General features: G+C 71.6%; 21 protein-coding genes. 6 read left to right on the plus strand and 15 right to left on the minus strand.

Annotation, left to right across the window (positions count from 1 at the left end; translation table 11 throughout):
• Positions 1-91: 91 nt before the first annotated feature.
• The 5 genes from hemB to AB0J53_RS01895 are packed head-to-tail and all read right to left on the minus strand — an operon-like array spanning position 92 to position 5,460.
• A complete protein-coding gene (gene hemB, locus AB0J53_RS01875; RefSeq protein ID WP_219504435.1) occupies positions 92-1,075 on the minus strand; it encodes a porphobilinogen synthase in 984 nt (327 codons plus the stop codon).
• Positions 1,072-2,616 (minus strand): uroporphyrinogen-III synthase, encoded by a 1,545-nt coding sequence (locus tag AB0J53_RS01880; RefSeq protein WP_364167885.1) that lies wholly within the window; start codon positions 2,614-2,616, stop codon positions 1,072-1,074. Before AB0J53_RS01880 ends, hemB begins: the two co-directional genes overlap by 4 nt.
• A complete protein-coding gene (gene hemC / locus AB0J53_RS01885) occupies positions 2,613-3,533 on the minus strand; it encodes a hydroxymethylbilane synthase (RefSeq protein ID WP_219504431.1) in 921 nt (306 codons plus the stop codon). The genes AB0J53_RS01880 and hemC overlap by 4 nt, the downstream gene beginning before the upstream one ends.
• Positions 3,530-4,786, minus strand: a complete 1,257-nt coding sequence (locus tag AB0J53_RS01890) for a glutamyl-tRNA reductase (RefSeq protein WP_364167887.1) — start codon at positions 4,784-4,786, stop codon at positions 3,530-3,532. Before AB0J53_RS01890 ends, hemC begins: the two co-directional genes overlap by 4 nt.
• Positions 4,783-5,460 (minus strand): redox-sensing transcriptional repressor Rex, encoded by a 678-nt coding sequence (locus AB0J53_RS01895; RefSeq protein WP_219504427.1) that lies wholly within the window; start codon positions 5,458-5,460, stop codon positions 4,783-4,785. Before AB0J53_RS01895 ends, AB0J53_RS01890 begins: the two co-directional genes overlap by 4 nt.
• 125 nt (positions 5,461-5,585) lie before the next feature.
• Between AB0J53_RS01895 and AB0J53_RS01900 the strand changes: the two genes are divergently transcribed.
• On the plus strand, positions 5,586-5,822 hold the full coding sequence (locus tag AB0J53_RS01900) for a glutaredoxin family protein (protein ID WP_219504426.1): 237 nt from the start codon (positions 5,586-5,588) through the stop codon (positions 5,820-5,822).
• Here AB0J53_RS01900 and AB0J53_RS01905 read toward each other — a convergent pair.
• Positions 5,819-7,273: an antibiotic biosynthesis monooxygenase gene (locus AB0J53_RS01905; RefSeq protein WP_364167888.1), complete on the minus strand. Its 1,455-nt coding sequence runs from the start codon at positions 7,271-7,273 to the stop codon at positions 5,819-5,821. The genes AB0J53_RS01900 and AB0J53_RS01905 overlap by 4 nt on opposite strands.
• A gap of 178 nt (positions 7,274-7,451) precedes the next feature.
• Here AB0J53_RS01905 and AB0J53_RS01910 point away from each other — a divergent pair, with 178 nt between their 5' ends.
• The 3 genes from AB0J53_RS01910 to AB0J53_RS01920 all read left to right on the plus strand — a co-directional run bounded on the left by AB0J53_RS01910 (position 7,452) and on the right by AB0J53_RS01920 (position 9,773).
• Positions 7,452-8,090, plus strand: a complete 639-nt coding sequence (locus AB0J53_RS01910; RefSeq protein WP_219504424.1) for a sigma-70 family RNA polymerase sigma factor — start codon at positions 7,452-7,454, stop codon at positions 8,088-8,090.
• A 71-nt stretch (positions 8,091-8,161) separates the two neighbouring features.
• A complete protein-coding gene (locus AB0J53_RS01915; protein ID WP_364167890.1) occupies positions 8,162-8,887 on the plus strand; it encodes a DUF5667 domain-containing protein in 726 nt (241 codons plus the stop codon).
• Positions 8,888-8,897: 10 nt separating this feature from the next.
• Positions 8,898-9,773 carry an HAD-IB family hydrolase gene (locus tag AB0J53_RS01920; RefSeq protein WP_219509600.1) on the plus strand — a complete coding sequence of 292 codons (876 nt, stop codon included), beginning with the start codon at positions 8,898-8,900 and terminating at the stop codon, positions 9,771-9,773.
• Positions 9,774-9,794: 21 nt separating this feature from the next.
• On the opposite strand, the gene AB0J53_RS01925 is transcribed toward AB0J53_RS01920, so the two are convergent.
• The 9 genes from AB0J53_RS01925 to AB0J53_RS01965 all read right to left on the minus strand — a co-directional run bounded on the left by AB0J53_RS01925 (position 9,795) and on the right by AB0J53_RS01965 (position 17,009).
• On the minus strand, positions 9,795-10,790 hold the full coding sequence (locus AB0J53_RS01925) for an LCP family protein (RefSeq protein WP_364167892.1): 996 nt from the start codon (positions 10,788-10,790) through the stop codon (positions 9,795-9,797).
• A 2-nt stretch (positions 10,791-10,792) separates the two neighbouring features.
• Positions 10,793-11,377, minus strand: coding sequence for an RNA polymerase sigma factor (locus AB0J53_RS01930; RefSeq protein ID WP_219509598.1), 585 nt, complete (start codon positions 11,375-11,377; stop codon positions 10,793-10,795).
• Positions 11,378-11,449: 72 nt separating this feature from the next.
• Entirely contained in the window at positions 11,450-12,244 is a 795-nt protein-coding gene (locus AB0J53_RS01935; protein WP_364167894.1) for an SDR family NAD(P)-dependent oxidoreductase, read from the minus strand.
• 67 nt (positions 12,245-12,311) lie between these two features.
• On the minus strand, positions 12,312-13,187 hold the full coding sequence (locus tag AB0J53_RS01940) for a lysophospholipid acyltransferase family protein (protein ID WP_364167896.1): 876 nt from the start codon (positions 13,185-13,187) through the stop codon (positions 12,312-12,314).
• Positions 13,184-14,239, minus strand: a complete 1,056-nt coding sequence (locus tag AB0J53_RS01945; RefSeq protein ID WP_364167898.1) for an NAD-dependent epimerase/dehydratase family protein — start codon at positions 14,237-14,239, stop codon at positions 13,184-13,186. Before AB0J53_RS01945 ends, AB0J53_RS01940 begins: the two co-directional genes overlap by 4 nt.
• A gap of 23 nt (positions 14,240-14,262) precedes the next feature.
• Positions 14,263-14,361: an AURKAIP1/COX24 domain-containing protein gene (locus tag AB0J53_RS01950; RefSeq protein WP_018654693.1), complete on the minus strand. Its 99-nt coding sequence runs from the start codon at positions 14,359-14,361 to the stop codon at positions 14,263-14,265.
• 177 nt (positions 14,362-14,538) lie between these two features.
• On the minus strand, positions 14,539-14,742 hold the full coding sequence (locus tag AB0J53_RS01955) for a helix-turn-helix domain-containing protein (protein ID WP_043629748.1): 204 nt from the start codon (positions 14,740-14,742) through the stop codon (positions 14,539-14,541).
• Between the two features lie 311 nt (positions 14,743-15,053).
• Positions 15,054-15,836, minus strand: a complete 783-nt coding sequence (locus AB0J53_RS01960) for a phosphatase (protein ID WP_364167900.1) — start codon at positions 15,834-15,836, stop codon at positions 15,054-15,056.
• 9 nt (positions 15,837-15,845) lie between these two features.
• A complete protein-coding gene (locus tag AB0J53_RS01965) occupies positions 15,846-17,009 on the minus strand; it encodes an acetoin utilization protein AcuC (RefSeq protein ID WP_364167902.1) in 1,164 nt (387 codons plus the stop codon).
• Positions 17,010-17,118: 109 nt separating this feature from the next.
• Here AB0J53_RS01965 and AB0J53_RS01970 point away from each other — a divergent pair, with 109 nt between their 5' ends.
• Together AB0J53_RS01970 and AB0J53_RS01975 are read left to right on the plus strand one after the other, a co-directional pair.
• Positions 17,119-18,258 (plus strand): histidine kinase, encoded by a 1,140-nt coding sequence (locus AB0J53_RS01970; protein WP_364167904.1) that lies wholly within the window; start codon positions 17,119-17,121, stop codon positions 18,256-18,258.
• Complete coding sequence (locus AB0J53_RS01975) at positions 18,255-18,923, plus strand: response regulator transcription factor (protein ID WP_364167906.1); 669 nt, start codon at positions 18,255-18,257, stop codon at positions 18,921-18,923. The genes AB0J53_RS01970 and AB0J53_RS01975 overlap by 4 nt, the downstream gene beginning before the upstream one ends.
• The last annotated feature ends 7 nt before the right edge of the window (positions 18,924-18,930 follow it).

Below are 18,930 nucleotides of genomic sequence, written 5' to 3' on the forward strand. Positions count from 1 at the left end.
GCTCTCCGGGCTCAATAGCCACGCGGGACACACCAGCACTTGTCATGGCACTCTAACGCACAGGTCCCAGGACCCGACGGGAAACCCCCTGTTAGAGGCGGCGTGCCACCTCGGTCGCCCAGTAGGTGAGGATCAGGTCGGCGCCCGCGCGCTTGATCGCCACCAGCGACTCCATGATCGTGCGCTCGCGGTCGATCCAGCCGTTGGCGGCGGCGGCCTCGACCATCGCGTACTCGCCGCTCACCTGATAGGCGGCCACCGGCACGTCCACCTCGTCGCGGAAGGCGCGGATGACGTCGAGGTAGGCCAGCGCGGGCTTGACCATGACGGCGTCGGCGCCCTCGGCCAGGTCGAGCCGCACCTCGCGCAGCGCCTCCTCCAGCGGCCCGGCGGGGTCCTGCTGGTGGGTGCTGCGGTCGCCGAACTGCGGCGCGCACTCGGCGGCGTCGCGGAAGGGCCCGTAGAAGGCGGAGGCGTACTTGGCGGAGTAGGCGAGGATCGGCACCCCGGAGAAGCCCTCCGCGTCGAGCGCCGCCCGGATCACGCCCACCTGGCCGTCCATCATGCCGCTCGGCGCCACGACCTGGGAGCCCGCCCTGGCCTGCGCGACCGCGATCGAGGCGTAGCGCTCCAGCGTGAGGTCGTTGTCGACGTCGCCGGACTCGGTGAGGATCCCGCAGTGCCCGTGGTCGGTGAACTCGTCGAGGCAGGTGTCGGCCATCACCACGATGGCGTCGCCCACCTCGGCGCTCACCTCGCGCAGCGCCACCTGGAGGATGCCGTCGGGGTCGTCGCCCGCCGAGCCGCGCGCGTCCTTGACCGCCGGGATGCCGAACAGGATCAGCCCGCCGACCCCGGCCTCGGCGGCCTCGTGGGCGGCCTTGCGCAGCGAGTCACGGGTGTGCTGGACGACGCCGGGCATCGACGCGACCGGGCTCGGCTCGTCGATGCCCTCCTTGACGAACATCGGCAGGATCAGGTCGGCGGGGTGCAGGCGGGTGCCGGCGACCATCCGGCGCAGCGCCGGGGAGCGGCGCAGCCGTCGCGGACGGGCGACGGGGAACTCGGCACTCACTTGGCTCTCCTCCTGGCTCCTCTGCGGTTCTGCGACGGCCTGCGCGGCGTGTCACCGGCGGCCAGCGCGGCGCTGCGCTGCTTGGCGCCGTACTCGGCGAGCGCGGCCGCCAGCGCCGACGCGGACGCCTTGTCGGCCATCACGTCGACGCGCAGCCCGAACTCCTCGGCCGTCTTGGCCGTCTGCGGCCCGATGACGGCGATCACGGTGACGTTGTGCGGCTTGCCCGCGATGCCCACCAGGTTGCGGACCGTGGAGGACGAGGTGAACAGCACCGCGTCGAACCCGCCGCCCTTGATGGCCTCGCGGATCGGCGCGGGCGGCGGCGCGGCCCGCACGGTGCGGTAGGCCGTCACGTCGTCGCACTCCCAGCCCAGCTCGGTCAGCCCGGCCACGAGCGTGTCGGTGGAGATGTCGGCGCGCGGCAGCAGCACCCGGTTGATCGGGTCGAGCATCGAGTCGTAGGGCGGCCACTCGGCCACCAGGCCCTCCGACGACTGCTCGCCCGACGGCAGCAGATCGGGCTTGACGCCGAACTCGACCAGCGCCCGCGCGGTGGCGTCGCCCACGGCGGCCACCTTGAGCCCGGCGAACGCCCGCGCGTCGAGCCCGTACTCCTCGAACTTCTCGCGCACCGCCTTGACCGCGTTGGCGCTGGTGAAGGCCACCCACTCGTAGCGGCCGGTGACCAGGCCCTTGATCGCGCGGTCCATCTGCTGCGGGGTGCGCGGCGGCTCGACCGAGATGGTCGGCACCTCCTCGGGCACCGCGCCGTAGGAGGTGAGCTGCTCCGACAGGCTCTTGGACTGCTCCTTGGTGCGCGGCACCAGCACCCGCCAGCCGAACAGCGGCTTGGTCTCGAACCACGACAGCTTGTCGCGCAGCCCCACGGCCTCGCCGACGACGATCAGCGCCGGCTCGGTGAAGCCCGCGTGCTTGAGGTCGGCCTGCAGCCTGCCGAGCGAGGAGACGACCGTGTACTGCTCGGTGGTGGTGCCGCCGCTGCTGACGGCCACCGGGGTGCTGTCGGGCTTGCCGCCGGCGATCAGCGCCTTGCCGATCGCCACGGCCTCGGTGATGCCGTTGTAGATCACCAGCGTGCCGGGACAGGCCGCGTGCGAGGACCAGTCCTGGTCCTGCGCGGCGTCGACGACCCGGAACTCGGGCACCGACGACGCCGGCGGGATGCCCGCGTAGCCGAGCACGGCCGTCGCGGGCGGCACCCCGGGCACGATCTCGAAGTCCACCTCCGCCGCGGCGAGCGCCGCGGCCTCCTCGGTGATCGAGGAGAACAGCATCGGGTCGCCCTCGCACAGCCGCACCACGAGCCGGCCTGACTTGGCGTGCTTGACGAGGTCGTCGTCGGCGACCTCGACCCCGGGGCGGCAGTGCTTGAGCAGGGGGCCGTGCAGGTCCTCGTCGAGGATCACCACGTCGGCCTTGCCCAGCAGCTCGGCGCCGCGGAGCGTGAGAAGGTTCGGGTCGCCGGGCCCCGCGCCTACGAACGCGACGAAACCGGAGGTCGGACTATCGGAGCTCAATGGGAATGCTCCCCCATCAATCTGTCGGCCCCTTCGTGAAGCATCTCGGCCGCGAGCCGGCGACCCAGATCTTCCGCCTCCGAAGGAGAGCCGGCGGTGGACTTGCGCACCGCGCGGGCGCCGTCGATGGCGACGACCGCTGCGGTCAGGTTCAGAGTGTGCCCGTCATCGAGCGCGAACGCACCCACGGGCGCCGAGCAGCCTGCCTCCAGGGCGGCCAGCACCGACCGCTCGGCGGCCACCGCGGAGCGGGTCCGCGGGTCGTCGAGCTGCCCGAGGAAGGCGACCAGGTCGTCGCGGTCGGCCAGGCACTCCACGGCCAGCGAGCCCTGGCCGGGGGCCGGGAGCAGCTCCTCGACCTCGAAGATCTGGGCGATCTCGGCGGTCCGCCCGATCCGGGTGAGGCCGGCCGAGGCCAGCACGACGGCGTCGAGCTCGCCGGAGGTGACCTTGCCGATCCGGGTGTCGGCGTTGCCGCGGATCGGCACGTACTCCAGATCGGGGCGCATGGCCCGGAGCATGGCGACGCGGCGCGGCGAGCCGGTGCCGACCTTGGCGCCGGCCGGGAGGTCGGCGAAGGAGCAGCGGCCGACCAGCGCGTCGCGGTGGTCGTGGCGGGCGGGCAGCGCGGCCAGCGCGATGCGCGGGTCGGGCTTGGTGGGCAGGTCCTTCAGCGAGTGGACGGCGAAGTCGACCTCGCCCTCGATCAGCTTGTCGCGCAGCGCGCTGACGAACACGCCGGTGCCGCCGAGCTGGGCCAGGTGGGCCTTGCTCACGTCGCCGAACGTGGTGACGCCGACCAGCTCGATCGCCCTGCCGGTGCGCTCGGTGTAGGCGTCGGCGACCATCTGGGACTGCGTCGTCGCCATCAGGCTGCGCCTCGTGCCGAGCCGCAGCGGCCCCGTCTGCGGAGTCACAGCTCCACCTCCCTCACGGCCTCGGGCATCTTCGGATCCAGGTCGAACAGCTCGCGCAGCGCCTCGGCATAATGATCGCCTCCGGGCGAGGTGGCGAGCCGCTTGACACGCACGGTCGGCTCGTGGAGCAGTTTGTCAACGACCCGTTGCACGGTGAGCGTCACCTCGTCCTTGATTTTGCCGTCAAGCTCGGGGACCCGCATCATCAGGCGCCCCAACTCCGACTCGACCACGCCGGCCGCCTTGCTGCGCAGCGCCACCACGGTGGGGGTCACCCGGGCCGCCCGCTCGGCGTCGAGGTAGGCCGTCAGCTCCTCGGCGACCAGCGCGCGCACGGCCCTGACCGCGTCGCCCTCGCGCGAGCCGATGCCGGACTCCTGGATCGTCTCCAGGTCGACCAGCGTCACGCCGGGGACGGCGCGCACGGCCGGGTCGATGTCGTGCGGCAGCGCCAGGTCCAGCAGGAACGCGCCGCGCGTGACCATGTCGGCGGTGATCACGTGCTTGCCGGCGCCGGTGCAGGTGATCACCAGGTCGGCCTCGGCCAGCTCCCTGGCGACCGCGGCGAACTCCACCGCCCGGCCGCCGACGGTCTCGGCCAGCCGCGCGCCGCGCGAGAACGTACGGTTGGCGATCACGATGTCGGTGACGCCGGCGCGCGCCAGCGTGGCGGCGGCCAGCGAGCTCATCGAGCCCGCGCCGACCACCAGGGCGCGCAGGCCGGTCAGGTCGCCCGCCAGCGCCAGCCCGGCGGTCACCAGGGAGGCGCCCGCCTGGTCGATGCCGGTGTCGGTGTGGGCGCGCTTGCCCACGCGCAGCGCCTGCTGCGCCAGCTCGTTGAGGGTCGCGCCGACCGTGCCCTGCTTCTGCGCCAGCTTGAGCGCCCGCCGGACCTGGCCGAGGATCTGGCCCTCGCCCACGACCATCGAGTCGAGGCCGCACACCAGCGAGAACAGGTGCTCGACGGCCCGCTCCTCGTAGTGCACGTACAGGTGCGGGGTCAGCTCGTCGACCGGCACGCCCGAGTGGAGGCTGAGCATCCCGGTGACGGCGTTGACGGCGGCGTGGAAGCGGTCCACGGCGACGAAGACCTCGACCCGGTTGCAGGTCGAGACCACGAAGGCCTCGGCCACGCAGGGGTCCTGCTGCACGTCGTGCAGGAGCTTGACGAGCGCGTCACCCGTTACGGAGACACGCTCCAGCAGGGCCACCGGCGCCGTGCGGTGGCTGAGCCCGATCGCCAGAACACTCATTGACTGTCCACTGCCATGAGTGGCCCCCCAGCTTTGCGTTGCTCGTGGAACGCAAGGATCTGCAGTTCGATGGATAGGTCGACTTTACGGACATCGACGCCGTCCGGAACGGTGAGCACGACCGGGGCGAAGTTGAGGATGCTGGTCACCCCGGCGGCCACCACACGATCGCATACTTCCTGTGCGGCCGCCGCCGGTGTCGCCAGAACCACGATCGAGACTCCACGCCGCTTGATCACGGCTTCCAGTTCGTCGATGTGCTCCACATTCAACCCCGCGATGTCGTCGCCCACGATTTCGGGGTCGGCGTCGAACACGGCGGCGATGCGGAACCCCCGCGACACGAACCCGCCGTAACCGGCGAGCGCGCGGCCCAGGTTGCCGACGCCGACGATGGCGACGGCCCAGTCCTGCGTGAGACCAAGCTCACGGGAGATCTGGTAGACGAGGTACTCGACGTCGTAGCCGACGCCACGGGTGCCGTAGGAGCCCAGGTGTGACAGGTCCTTGCGGAGTTTGGCCGAGTTGACGCCGGCGGCCACGGCGAGGTCCTCCGAACTCACGGTCGCCACCCCGCGCTCGGCCATCCCGTGCAACGCCCGCAGGTAGAGCGGCAGCCGGGCGACCGTTGCCTCGGGGATGCCGCGATCACGGGGGTGGGACGGGCTCTTCACGTGCCGGAGCTCCAGGGGAACGGGCGGCCTCAGGCCGCGTGAGTGGATTAGAACCGTCTTTCAGGTTAATCCTTTTGTGAACCGATGCACAAAGTCACCTTCCAGCGAGCGCTACCGTGGAGGCCATGCACCGCATCACCCTGCTCGGAAAGCCCGGCTGCCACCTGTGTGACGACGCGCGCGAGATCATCGCCCGCGTGGCCGGCGAGCTGGGCGTGCCGTGGGAGGAAGTGAACATCGACTCCTCCGACGAGCTGCGCGAACGCTACTGGGAGATGATCCCGGTCACGTTGATCGACGGGGAGCAGCACGACTTCTGGCGGGTGTCCGAGGAGCGCCTGCGGGCGGCGCTCACCGGCTAGAACATGGCGGTCGGCAGCGGCACGACCTTGGCCGCGTTGACGTTGAGCTCGATGATGTTGGTGGCCAGCACCATCGACTGCCGGTCGGCGATGAAGCGCTCGATGTGCGGCTGCCGCTGGTGGTCGCGGTAGGCCACCTCGTCGCGGTAGAGCTCGTAGACGATACGCTGCAGCGGCGCCGACTTGACCGAGTGGCAGGCGTAGACGAGCGTGTCGGGCTCGCCCCGGCGCACCGCCTCGACGGTCTGCTCGGCGAGCCGGTCGAAGGCCGCGCCCGAGCCGTCCATGAGCGTGAAGACGGTGAGCATGCCGTAGATGCTCGGCGACAGCCTGCCGGTCTGCGGGGCGGGCTGCACGACCGGCTGGGGCACCGACTGGGGGCCGGTGCGCGGGGAGAACAGCTCGGCGCCCGAGAAGGCGGCGCCGGCGGCGGGCATCGAGCCGGTGGACGGCATCGTGGGATCGGGCCGCTCGCTCGGCGCGGGCATGGCGTAGTCGGCGCGCTCGCCGTTCATGATGTAGCCGGTCGACGGGCCCGGGTCGGACGGCGGCGACATGCGGGCGGCGTAGTCGACGTCGTCGGTGGCCCGGTATTCGGCCACCAGGTCGCCCAGCCCCGACTTGCGCGGCCGTACCGGCTCGGCGATCGGATCCGGCGCCTCGCGGCGGCCCACCGGCTCCTGGCGGTGCCCGGCCACCGGCCGGTCGTCGCGGTGCCCGGCCGCCCGCTCGGCGCGCCGGCTCTCCGCCGCCGCGAGCTCGTCGTCCTCGTCGTCGTCCTCGTACGGGGCGAGCGGGCGCAGCACGCAGTACCAGATCGCCGCGGCGGCGACGAGGAGCAGCACGATGATGAAGAACCCGTTGCTCAGGAACTGCATCGCGCCCATCAGCGCGAGCCCCGAGGGGGCGATGATGACGGTGGCGTGGAGGTTGTCGGTGTCGTACTCGTCGCCGTTGCGCCAGCGCAGCGCGGCGACCACCACCGCCGCCAGCATGATCAGCGCGGCGATCGCGTGCACGCCGGTCAGCAGCGACGACGGGATGAGCGCCCAGTGCGCCGACGCGTCGGGCAGCGACTTGCCCATCTCGTCGCTGACGAGCGGGTCGACGACCATGATGACCAGGGCGACGAACGTGTAGGCGATGCCGAACAGCCAGCCGAGGAACTTCGGCGGCGTCTTCTCCGCCAGGAGCTGGATCAGCCCGATCGCCAGCCAGAGCGGCGCCAGCAGCGATCCGGTGATCTGGACGAGCTTGAACGTGACGGTCCCGAACCCCATGAGGTGGCCGAATCCCGCCACGCCCAGCGCGAGGCAGAGCGCCGCCGCTGAAACGGTCCAGGCGATCAGCCAGCCCTCGGGCTCCTCACGCAACCGGCTGACCAGGGCGCCCGAGGCGACTCCTGCCAGGATGGCTCCGGCGAAGGCGATGACAGCAACGAGGATCTCCATGGTGACTCCAATGCTGCCGGACTACGCCTCTCAACCGGTAGCCGAAAAGGGAACGGGTGCGTCCACACCGTATCTGCCGATTGCGGGGAGTCTTACCAGCAGGATGCGGATTGTGGAATTTCCGGTTGATTTCTAGAGTGTTCGAGCACGCCGCACCCCTTCGCCCTAGGGATAACGGATGCCTGACTCGTGGCCGTTCGCCGGGCTGCTCGCGCCAGCAGTCGCTGGCCCCGCTCCGGCGACCGAGCCTGCCGTGCGCGAAGACCTCCCCGACGACCTGCGCACCCTCGTCCTGCACGCCAAGACCGGCGATTCGGACGCCTTTGGCACGCTCTACGACCGCTACGTGGACCTCGTCTACCGCTACATCTACTTCCGGGTCGGCTCCCACCCGCTCGCCGAGGACCTGACCAGCGAGACCTTCCTGCGGGCGCTGCGGCGCATCGCCGACTTCACCTGGCAGGGCCGCGACTTCGGCGCCTGGCTGGTGACCATCGCCAGAAACCTGGTGACCGACCACTTCAAGTCCGGACGCTACCGCCTGGAGGTCCCGACCGGCGAGGTGCTCGACGTCCCCCTGGACGGCTCGCACATCCCCGAGAACGCCGTGGTCACCGCCATCATCAACGACCGGGTGCTGCGCGCCGTCCGGGATCTCAACCCCGAACAGCAGGAGTGCGTCGTCCTGCGATTCCTGCACGGCCTGTCGCTCGCGGAAACCGCGCTGATCATGGGGAAGAAGAGTGGAGCGATCAAAGCGCTGCAGTTCCGTGCCGTCCGGGCGCTGGCCAGGGCGCTCAAACACGACCTTGCGTAACCTTTCGCCACGGAACGTCGTTAGGCAGGTATCACCACAGGACCGAGCCGCGGGGGCGTCAGGGGGCCGCCATGAGTAGGGCGCGCAGATCGCAGGAGCGGGTGCTGGAGCATCTGGCCGAGCTCGGCAGGACCCCGCTGGGCGGCGGCCCGGACCCGGCCTTCCGCTCCCGCCTGCGCGACGAGCTCGCCGCCGCCCGCGCCGCGACCGCCCCGGCGGCCACCACGGCGGCCACCGCGGCAGCCACCGCGGCAGCCACCGCCGGGGCCGCCGGGGTCGCGTCCCGGCCGCGCTCGGCGAACCGGGCCGGCGGGCGTCACTCCCGCCGCAGACCGCGCCCTCGGCGGCGCTCGCCCGCCTCCGCGCTGGTCTCGTTCGGGCTGGTGACCGCGATGATGCTGACCGCGGTCGTCACGTACGACTCGGTGCCCGGCGACGCCCTCTACCCGCTCAAGCGGGCCGCCGAGAGCACGCTGGTCCGCCTCAGCACCGACGACGTCGTACGGGGCGAGCGCGAGCTGGTGTCGGCCAAGACGCGCGCCGAGGAGGTCGCCCAGCTCCTCGGCTCGTCGGAGGCCGGCCCGCTCGTCAGCAGGACGCTCAAGGACATGGAGCGCGCGACCCGGGCCGGCATCAGCAGGCTCCGCCGCGCCGAGCCGCGCTCCCCCAAGATCGACAAGTTCGCCGAGGACCAGCGCAACATGGTCGGGCCGATGCTCGAACGCCTCGACGGCCCGCAGCAGGACCAGGCGGTCGGCTACCTGGACTACATCGAGGGGCTCGTCCCGCCTAGGTAAGCTGAGGCCCATGTGGCGCCTAATCCGACGACGACACGAGGTCGAGGCGGAGATCGCCGGGGAGGCCGCCGCGGCGGCCGCCGTCGTGGCGCCTCCCGCCGAGCCCGACCTCCAGGCCGCGGCCTTCTTCGACGTCGACAACACGATGATGCGCGGGGCGTCGATCTACCACTTCGCCAGGGGGCTGGCGACGCGGGGCATGTTCAACACCTCCGACCTGTTCAAGTTCGCCGTGGGGCAGGCCGTCTTCCGCATGCGCGGCAACGAGAACCCCGAGCACATCGCGGTGGCCCGCGAGACGGCGCTGGCGTTCGTCGCCGGGGCCAAGGTCGACGACGTCGTCAGGCTGGGCGAGGAGATCTACGACGAGGTCATGGCCGACCGCATCTGGGGCGGCACCAGGGCGCTCGCGCAGAGCCACCTCGACCAGGGGCAGCGGGTGTGGCTGGTGACGGCCACGCCGGTCGAGCTGGCCCGGGTGATCGCCCAGCGGCTGGGCCTGACCGGCGCGCTCGGCACGGTGGCGGAGACCAGCGAGGGCATCTACACCGGCCGCCTGGTCGGCGACCTGCTGCACGGCCCGGCCAAGGCCGAGGCGGTGCGCGCGCTGGCCCGCCGCGAGGGCCTCGACCTGACGCGGTGCACCGCCTACAGCGACTCCTCCAACGACCTGCCCATGCTGTCGCTGGTCGGGCAGGCGGTGGCCATCAACCCCGACAGCGAGCTGCGCGAGCACGCCAGGAAGCACGACTGGCCGATCAAGGACTTCCGCACCGGCCGCAAGGCCACGATGACGGCGCTGCCGATCGCCGCCGGGGTCGGCGCCGTGGCGGGAGGAGTGGCCGCCGGCCTGGCCCTGCGCCGCCACTACCGCTCCTCCCGCTGACCCCCGCGCTCGCCGATTCCGTCAGCGGAAGCGGGCGAAGAGCCGGTCGGCGTCCGGCTGCTGCCAGGCCACCCGATTCGGGTCCTCCGGGTGGGGGCGCCAGGGGACCGTCACGAGGCTGACCTTGCTCCCCCGCACCGCGCCGGCCAGCTCGATCAGCGTGTCCACGTTCAGCCCCGCGTCCGTCCTGACCGCCCGCGACGCCGCCGTCACGAACTCCCGCAGCCGGTCCGGGTCGGCCAGCTCGCTCTTCGCCTTCTTCAGCATGGCCATCACCACCGCGTGCTGGCGCTTGATGCGGGCGATGTCGGAGCCGTCGCCGACGTGACGCAGCCGCATGTAGCCGACGGCCTGCTCACCGTCGAGCTCTTGCCGGCCCGCGGGCAGGCGCAGCTTGGCGGCCCGGTCGTCCACCGCCTGCGGCAGCTTGACCTCGACGCCGCCGAGCGCGTCCACCAGGGCGGCGAACCCGGAGAAGTCCACCTCGACCGTGTGATCGACGCGCACCTCGGTCAGCGACTCGACGGTCTTGACCGCGCACGCCATCCCGCCGATGTCGTAGGCGGAGTTGATCAGTCCGTCCCGCGCCGGCTTGCCGCCGCACGACGGGATCTTCACCAGCGAGTCGCGGGGGATGCTGAGGATCGTGACCTTCTCGCGGTCGGCGGTCAGGTGGACGAGCATCATCGCGTCGGTACGCGCGCCGTTGCGGAAGCGTTCGGTGCCCGCCTGGCTGTCGGTGCCGACCAGCAGCACGTTGAGCGCGCCGGTCGCCTTCGCCCCGAGCGGCCCCGTGGCGACGCCCGCCGTGTTGTGGCCGCCGACCAGCAGCGCGGGCACGGCCACGGCGAGTGCGGTGGCGACCGCGACCAGCCCGGCCGTCATCCAGCCGAGCCTGCGCCGCCCCGGCCCGCGGGTCCCGGACCGCAGCAGGCGGTCACGCTGGCGGACCAGCGTGGGAGGCGGCTCGTGCTCCAGTCGCCGGCCGAAGTCACGCAGCAGCTTCAGATCGTCCATCGTCACTCCTCCCCCAGCAGCGGATTGGTGTCGCCGAGCGCCGCGCGTACCTTCCGCCTGCCCCGGTTGAGGCGGGAGCGCACGGTCCCGATCGGGATGCCGAGCGCCCGCGCGGCCTCCTCGTACGTGAGATCGCCCCAGGCGATGAGCAGCAGGACGTCGCGGTCCTTGGCGGGCAGCGCGGCCAGCGCGCTGGCGAGGCCGGGACCGGCCGCCTGCGCGCTCACACCGGCGGCCACCCGGTCGGCGGGCGACTCCACGTCCCGGTCGGCGGCGACGCGCATCAGCGCGCGGTAGCGGGCGGCCTCGGTGCGGCGGTGCCGGGAGATGAGCTTGGTGAGGATGCCGAACAGCCACGGCCTGGCGTCGGGGCAGCTCAGGTCGTAGCTCGTGCGGCGGGAGAAGGCCACCAGGAACGTCTCCCCGACGACGTCCTCGGCGGGCTCGGGGCCCAGACGCCGGGAGGCGTACCGGTAGAGCATGGCGGAGTAGCGGTCGAACAGGTTCGCGAACGCTTCGGGTTCGGTCAGCGAAGCGTTGATCAGTTCGGCGTCCGCACCCCTGGCGACGGCGGGTTGTGTGATCATCTCCGCCCTTCTGCGCGGGAATCGGTCGAAGATATCTCGCCACAACCCGCCGCCGGGGTTCACGCGGGCGGCTTACAGCTCCTTGAGGAAGCCGCCGTCCACGGCGAAGTCGGCGCCCGTGGTGCTGGCCGAGCGCGGCGAGGCGAGCAGCGCCACCGCGTCGGCGATCTCCTGCGGGTGCACCAGGCGGCCGGTGACCAGGCGCATCATCTCGGGAGCCGCCTTGGTGATCACGCTGCCCTTGTCGGCGCCGACGAACCCGGCGATGACGTCGGCGGCTCCGCCGTCCTTGGTCCACCAGTCGGTCAGCACCGGGCCGGGCGAGACGGTGTTGACCCGGATGCCGCGCGGGCCGTACTCCTCGGACAGGGCCTTGCTGATGTGGTTCATGGCGGACTTGGCGGCGCCGTAGTCGACGTTCATCGCGCCGGGCTGCCGGGCCGAGCCGGAGGAGACGTTGACGATGGCGCCGCCACCGAGCTCCAGCATGACGGGCAGCGTGGCGCGGATCAGGCGGACCACGGCGAACAGGTTGAACTCGAACATCGCCTGCCAGTCGCCGTCGTCCGGCGTCAGGAAGCCGACGCGCGGCAGCGTCACGCCGGGGGGCGGCCCGCCCGCGTTGTTGACCAGGATGTCCACGCCGCCGAACGCCTCCACGGCCCGGGCGACGATCTCGGCGGGGGCCGCCGGGTCCATCAGGTCCACGGGCACGTGCAGCGCCTGCTCGGGCAGGTCGTCGCCGCGGGTGCGGGAGACGGCCACGACGTGGACGCCCTCCTCGGCCAGGGTGCGGGTGACGGCCAGGCCGATCCCCTTGGAGGCGCCGGTGACGACCGCGACGCGGCCGGAAAGCTGCAGATCCATGACATGTCCCTTTCGGTGTTCTCTATCGGTCGTAAGAACACCGGCCGGACCGGAGCGGTTGCACTTTCTAGAGGAACGGCGGGAACGCGTGGCCGCGACGCAGCCTGAGCTGGTCGAGCAGCTGCTGGATGACCTCGCGGACGTGGTCGGTCAGGTTGAAGACGAGCATCGGGTCGTCGGCCGCGCCCGGCTCGTACTCGTCGGTCCGGATCGGCTCGCCGAACTCGATCATCCACTTCGACGGCAGCGGCACCAGCCCGAGCGGCCCGAGCAGCGGGAAGAACGGCGTGATCGGCAGGTAGGGCAGCCCGAGCAGCCGGGCCAGCGAGGGCAGGTCGCCGATCTTCGGGTAGATCTCCTCCGAGCCCACGATCGCGGTCGGCACGATCGGCACCCCGGCGCGGATGGCCGAGGCGACGAAGCCGCCGCGGCCGAACCGCTGCAGCTTGTAGCGCTCGGAGAACGGCTTGCCGACGCCCTTGAAGCCCTCGGGGAACACCCCGACCAGCTCGCCCTTGCGCAGCAGCCGGTCGGCGTCCTCGGGGCAGGCCAGCGTGTGTCCGGTCTTGCGTGACAGGTGGCCGAGCACCGGGAGCTGGTAGACCAGGTCGGCGCCGAGCAGGCGGAGCGCCCGACCCGCCTCGTCGTGCAGCGCCACCTGCATCATGAGCGCGTCGACGGGCAGCGTGCCGGCGTGGTTGGCGACGACGAGCGCGCCGCCCTCGTCGGGGATGTGCTTGAGCTCGGCGGTCTCGACCCGGAACCAGTGGCGGTAGAGCGGCCGCAGCAGCTCCAGCAGCACCTTGTCGGTCAGCTCGGCGTCGTAGCCGAACTCGTCGACCTCGTAGTCGCCGGTGAGCCGCCTGCGCAGGAACGCCAGCAGCTCGGCCGTCCGGTCGGCTGCGGGATCGGCTCCGGGATCGACCGCGGGATCGGCCGTCACAGGTGCGCACCTCCCACGAGCGGGCGCAGCTCGCGCGAGCGCAGGAAGTCGTCGAACGCCGCCCCGGTGCTGAACTTGGGCTTCCAGCCCAGCTCGGCCTCCAGGTCGGCGGTGTCGACGGCCCGGCCGTGGCTCATCAGCCGCAGCTGCTCGGGCGAGTAGTCGACCAGCCCGGCGCGGCGCACGGCGGTGCCGAGGAGCCGGAAGGCGGGCGAGGGCAGGGGCAGCGACAGCCGCCCGGCCCGGCGCACGCACTGCGAAAGCAGCAGCACGCCGGCCCCGGCCACGTTGTACGTGCCGGGGTGATCCTCGGTCGCCATCCGGCGCAGCACCTCGACCGCGTCGTCCTCGTGGACGAACTGCAGCCTCGGGTCGAAGCCGAACACGGTCGGCAGCACCGGCTGGGTGAAGTAACGGGTGAGCGGCGAGTCGACGCCCGGCCCGAGAAAGTTGGCGAAACGCAGCAGCGACACGGTGACGTCGGGCCGGCGGCGCGCGAAACCGCGCACGTAGCCCTCGACCTCCACCGCGTCCTTGGCGTAACCGTGGCTGGGGCCGTCGTGCGGCTCCAGGTCCTCGGTGAAGACCGCCGGGTCCCTGGGCGAGGAACCGTAGACGGCGGTGGTGGAACGGACGACCACGCGGCGCACCGTCGCCGACCGCTGGCAGGCGCCGAGCAACTGCATGGTGCCGATGACGTTGTGCTCTTTCATGGCCGCCCGGCCGGTGCTCCGCGAGGGAGCGCTCACCAGGCTCATGTGCACGACGGTGTCGATGTCGGCGGCCGCGATCACCTGAGCGATGTCAGGGCTGCGCAGATCGACCCGTACGTACTCGATCCGGCCGGCTGTGCCGTCGTCCCGGTTGTCCGGGGGAGGCGACAGCCCATCGGACGCAACATCGGACCCTGCGTCGGACACAGAATCGGGTCCTGCATCGGACACAGCGTCCACTCCGATGACGCGGCTGATGTCCGGGTCGGCCGCGAGAACACTCGCCACCCGGGCGCCGATGTGGCGCGAGACCCCGGTGACGAGCACGGTGTGGGTCATCAGCGCCTCGCAGCTGCGTCGTCTTACTTCTTGTTACGCCGCTGGATGCGCGTCTTCTTGAGCAGCTTGCGGTGCTTCTTCTTGGCCATCCGCTTGCGGCGCTTCTTGATCACAGAGCCCACGGGACCCCCAGGTACTGATAGCAAGTCTGAATCGATGTGCGAGCGCACACCGGGTGACAGACTACCGGCGATCGGCGGTGGATCGCCCCTCGGGGTGAGGGCCCGGCACCGCAATCGGCGACCGGGCCTCTCCCGCGACCGTATTCACGGCGCGCCCGGCGCGCCGCTACGCCTGTCTCACCCTGCTTCGATGTAGGCTTCGCGAAGATAATCGTGCACCGCCTGCTCGGGCACTCTGAACGAGCGGCCGACCCGGATGGCCGGCAACTCTCCAGAGTGCACCAGCCGGTAGACGGTCATCTTCGACACTCGCATGACCGTGGCCACCTCGGCCACCGTCAGGAACTTCACCTCGCTGAGAGGTCTTTCGCCTGCAGCCATCGGACGCCTCTTCCGCACGTGTTTCCGGGTTATCCCCACTGGTGCCATTGCTCACGCACGTGTACTGCCGTCAGCGTAAGTCGGGACTCCGAGCGCGCAAACCCCCTAGTTTCTCAGTCCCCGCAGCCGCCTGTCAGCCGAACCCGCAAAGCCGCTGGCCAGACATCGCACCGAGCACTCAATCGGACGTTGGAACTGTCCAATTTGTCACCTATAAGAGTCGCCCGGGCTCCATCAAAAGTTGGCAAAGGGACGGCGAGCCTCTGGGAATGCAGGCGCGAAAAGACGGTATGGGGATGACCGATTTCAACTCATAGGGCTCGTGAGACTCGAGTGACGAGTCGTTCGGTCAACGGCGCGTAGTAGCGCGGTAGCACATTGTCGTCAAGCGGCACCACCACATCGATCTTGCCCTCGGCCTCTCCGACGAAGAGCCCGGGATCGTTGCTGTCGGCGAAAGCCACAGTGGGCACTCCCGCCTCTCCCGCTGCCCCTGCCCACCCGTGGTCGGCGATAACCAGATCGGGCCGGTCGTCGCCCAGCTCGGCCAGCATGTGCTCCATCGGCGCGGCGTCGTGGGTGTGGACGAACGCGCCCTTGTCGTCGAGCATCGCCACGTCGCCGAGATAGCGGATGCGGCGCGGACGCCCGAACCCGGAGCCCGAGTAGGTCCAGCCCTCGGCGGGCGACAGCAGCACGGCCCCCCGCTCGGCGGCGAGCCTGGCCAGCGGCAGGTGGACGGCGAGCAGGCCGGTCGGGTGGCCGGTGGCGAACAGCACGCGCGGACTGTCCTGCGACAGCGCCGCGGCGATGCGGTCGGCCATGGCGTCGAGCGCGTCGATGGTCCGCTCGGGGTCGATGGTGTCCTGCCCCCAGCGGTGGCCCGGGTCGGCGACCACGCCCGCGGCCTTGGCCATCAGGGCCAGCACGTCGCGGTAGGTCCACGGCTGGTCGAACGTCAGCCCCAGCATGTAGTAGGGATCACGGTTGGCCAGCGAGCTGTAGTGATCCAGGTTGTTCTCGCGCGGGGTCGCGACGTCGCCGGCGATGCGGCTCATGATCAGGTGCTCGCGGAGTTCGTCGCGGGTCAGCACTGCGTGTCCTTAGGGCATCGGGTCGAGGCCGTGCAGGGGGAACACCGCGTGCCGGGTCGCCATGACCGCACGGTCGATGGGGTCCGCTGGGTCATAACCATGTGAGATGTCCTGAAATTCCGGGTCTCGGCCGTCTGTCATGGTGAGCGGGGCCGTCTCGCCTGTACGTTCCCGTACCAGCCGTTGCCAGGCCTCGCCCGTCGGGGTGGAGGGGGCGAGCGGGTGGCCCGACAGCTCCGCGATCAGGTGGGTCCACGCCCGGGGCACCACCTGGACCAGCTCGTAGCCGCCCCCGCCGGTGGCGATCCAGCGCCCGCTGGCGGTCTCGTGCGCCAGCCGGTGCAGGGCCGCGTAGGCGGTCCGCTGGCCGTCGAGGCTGAGCATCAGGTGGGCGAGCGGGTCGAGCGCGTGGCTGTCGCAGCCGTGCTGGGTCACCAGGACCTCCGGCGCGAACTCGCGCAGCAGCGGCGGCACCACCGCGTGGAAGGCCCGCAGCCAGCCGGAGTCGCCGCACCCGGCGGGCAGCGCCACGTTGACCGCGGTGCCCTCGGCGCCGGTCTCCCCCGGCCTGCCGGTGCCGGGGAACAGCGTCAGCGGGCTCTCGTGCAGGCTGATCGTCAGCACCCGCGGGTCGTCGTAGAAGGCCGCCTGCACCCCGTCGCCGTGGTGCACGTCGACGTCCACGTACGCGACCCGCCTGGCGCCCTGGCGCAGCAGCCAGGCGATGGCCAGCGCCGGGTCGTTGTAGACGCAGAAGCCGCTGGCCGAGGCCGCCATCGCGTGGTGCAGCCCGCCCGCGACGTTGACCGCGTGCTCCGCCTCGCCCTCCCAGACCGCCCGGGCGGCGGCCAGCGACGCGCCCGCGATCAGCGCGGACGCCTCGTGCACGCCCGCGAACGCCGGGTTGTCGCTGCTGCCGAGCCCTGCCGACAGGTCGGGGGCCCCGGTCGCGGAGACGCGCTTGACCGCCTCGACGTAACCGGGGTCGTGCACCATCGCCAGCTCGGCGTCCGTGGCCGGGTCGCAGCCCGCCAGGTCCACCTTGTCGAGCACCCCGAGCGCCCTGGCCAGCTCCATCGTGAGCGCCACCCGGACGGGAGCCAGCGGATGGCCGGGGCCGAAGTCGTAGGAGGTGAGGGCGTCGTCCCAGATGACCCGTGCCGACTGGCTCATGCATGCTCCCGTTTCCCGCGCCTTGAGGTGACGTTACCGCAGCGTCAACGGCACCGGTCCAGCCGGATCGCCCGGTCGCACGGGAGTTTCGTGACGTAATCTCGATCCCATGCGCATCGTGCGACGCGTCAAGGCCGCATGGCGGTTCTTCCGGCGTCCGCGGGTCTTCGACATCACGCTCGTGATCGCGCTCCTCCTGCCGGGGATCATCGGCGGGCTGGCCGTCCTGCTCCAGGGCGCGCCGATGTCCTTCAGCCTGCACTACCTGCTGACCGTGCCGCCGCTGCTGATGCGGCGCAACCGGCCGGTGCTGACGGCGGCGCTGATCACGGCGCTCGACGTCGTCGCCGTCTCCGCCGACATCGTCTCCCCCGGCAGCCCGGTCACCATGATCGCCGCCTACAGCCTGGGCCGCTACACCTCCGGCCGCAGGGTCTGGATCGCCGCCGGGCTGATCTCCCTCCTCTACGCGACCGCGAACGAGCTCGCCACCCGCTTCCAGCCCGGCCCGCAGCCTCAGGGCGCGTGGCTGACCGGCCTGACCCTCACCGCCATCCCCGTCGTGCTGGGGCAGTTCAACCGCGTACGGGCCGAGCTGCGCGAGCGCGGCAAGCGGGAGGCCGCCGAGAGCGCGGTGCGGGCCGAGCGGCGGCGGATCGCCCGCGAGCTGCACGACGTGGTCTCCCACCACCTGAGCGTCATCAACGCGCTGGTCGGCGGGGCGCGGGCGACGCTCGCGCCGGGCCAGGAGGTGACCCGCGAGGCGCTGTCCGGGGCCGAGCAGAGCGCCCGCCAGGCGCTGTCGGAGATGCGCGAGCTGCTCGACGTGCTGCGGGCCGACGACGGCGGCGGCTCCGACGCCGCGACCGGGGTGGGCGCGTCCCGGCTGCCCGCGCTGGTCGAGGAGGTCAGGAGCGCCGGGCTGCCCGCGAGCCTGGTCGTGACCGGCGAGCCCGTCCCGCTGCCCACGACCGTCGACCACGCCGTCTACCGGATCGTCCAGGAGGCGCTGACCAACACCCGCAAGCACGCCGAAGGCGCGCGGGCCAGCGTCCGCCTGGTCTACGATCCGGGTGCCATCGAGGTCGAGGTGCTCGACGACGGCGCCCCCAAGCACCCCGCGACGGCGGGGTTCGGGTTGGGCGGGATGGCCGAGCGCGTCGCCCTCTGCGGCGGGCAGTTATGGACCGGTCCCCGGCTGGAAGGCGGTTTCCGCGTGCACGCGCGCATCCCCCTGGAGAAGACGTGATCTCGGTGTTGCTGGTGGACGACCACGCGCTGGTCCGCAAGGGCTTCCGGCTGATGCTCGACGCCCAGCCCGACCTGACGGTGGTGGGCGAGGCCGCCGACGGTGACGAGGCGGTCGACCTCGCCACCCGGCTCAGGCCCGACGTGGTGCTGATGGACCTGCACATGCCCGGCCTCGACGGGGTGCGCGCCACCGAGCGGATCACCGGCGGCGTGCCGGGCGTGCGGGTGCTCGCGCTGAGCACGTTCGACCTGGACGAGAACGTGGTGGCGGCGCTGCGGGCGGGCGCCGACGGGTTCCTGCCCAAGGACGTCTCCCCCGAGGAGCTGGTCGAGGGCGTACGGATCGTGCACCGGGGCGAGGCGGCCGTGGCCCCCCGGCTGCTCACCCGCCTGATCGGCGCCTACGTGCGGGCGCCCCGGCCGCAGCGGCACACGGCGCCCCTGCACCGGGCCGGGCTGACCGGCCTGACCGACCGCGAACGGGAGATCCTGGTGCTGATCGCGCGCGGCAGGTCCAACGCGGAGATCGCCGCCGAGCTGGGCGTGTCCGCCTCGACGGTGAAGAACCACGTGACGAGCGTGTTCGCCAAGATCGGGGTCAGGGACCGGGCCCAGGCGGTGATCGCGGCCTACGAGGCGGGGCTGATCAACCCAGGAGAGTAGGACCACG

It is taken from the genome of Nonomuraea sp. NPDC049725 (assembly GCF_040674795.1).
Lineage (GTDB): Bacteria > Actinomycetota > Actinomycetes > Streptosporangiales > Streptosporangiaceae > Nonomuraea > Nonomuraea ceibae.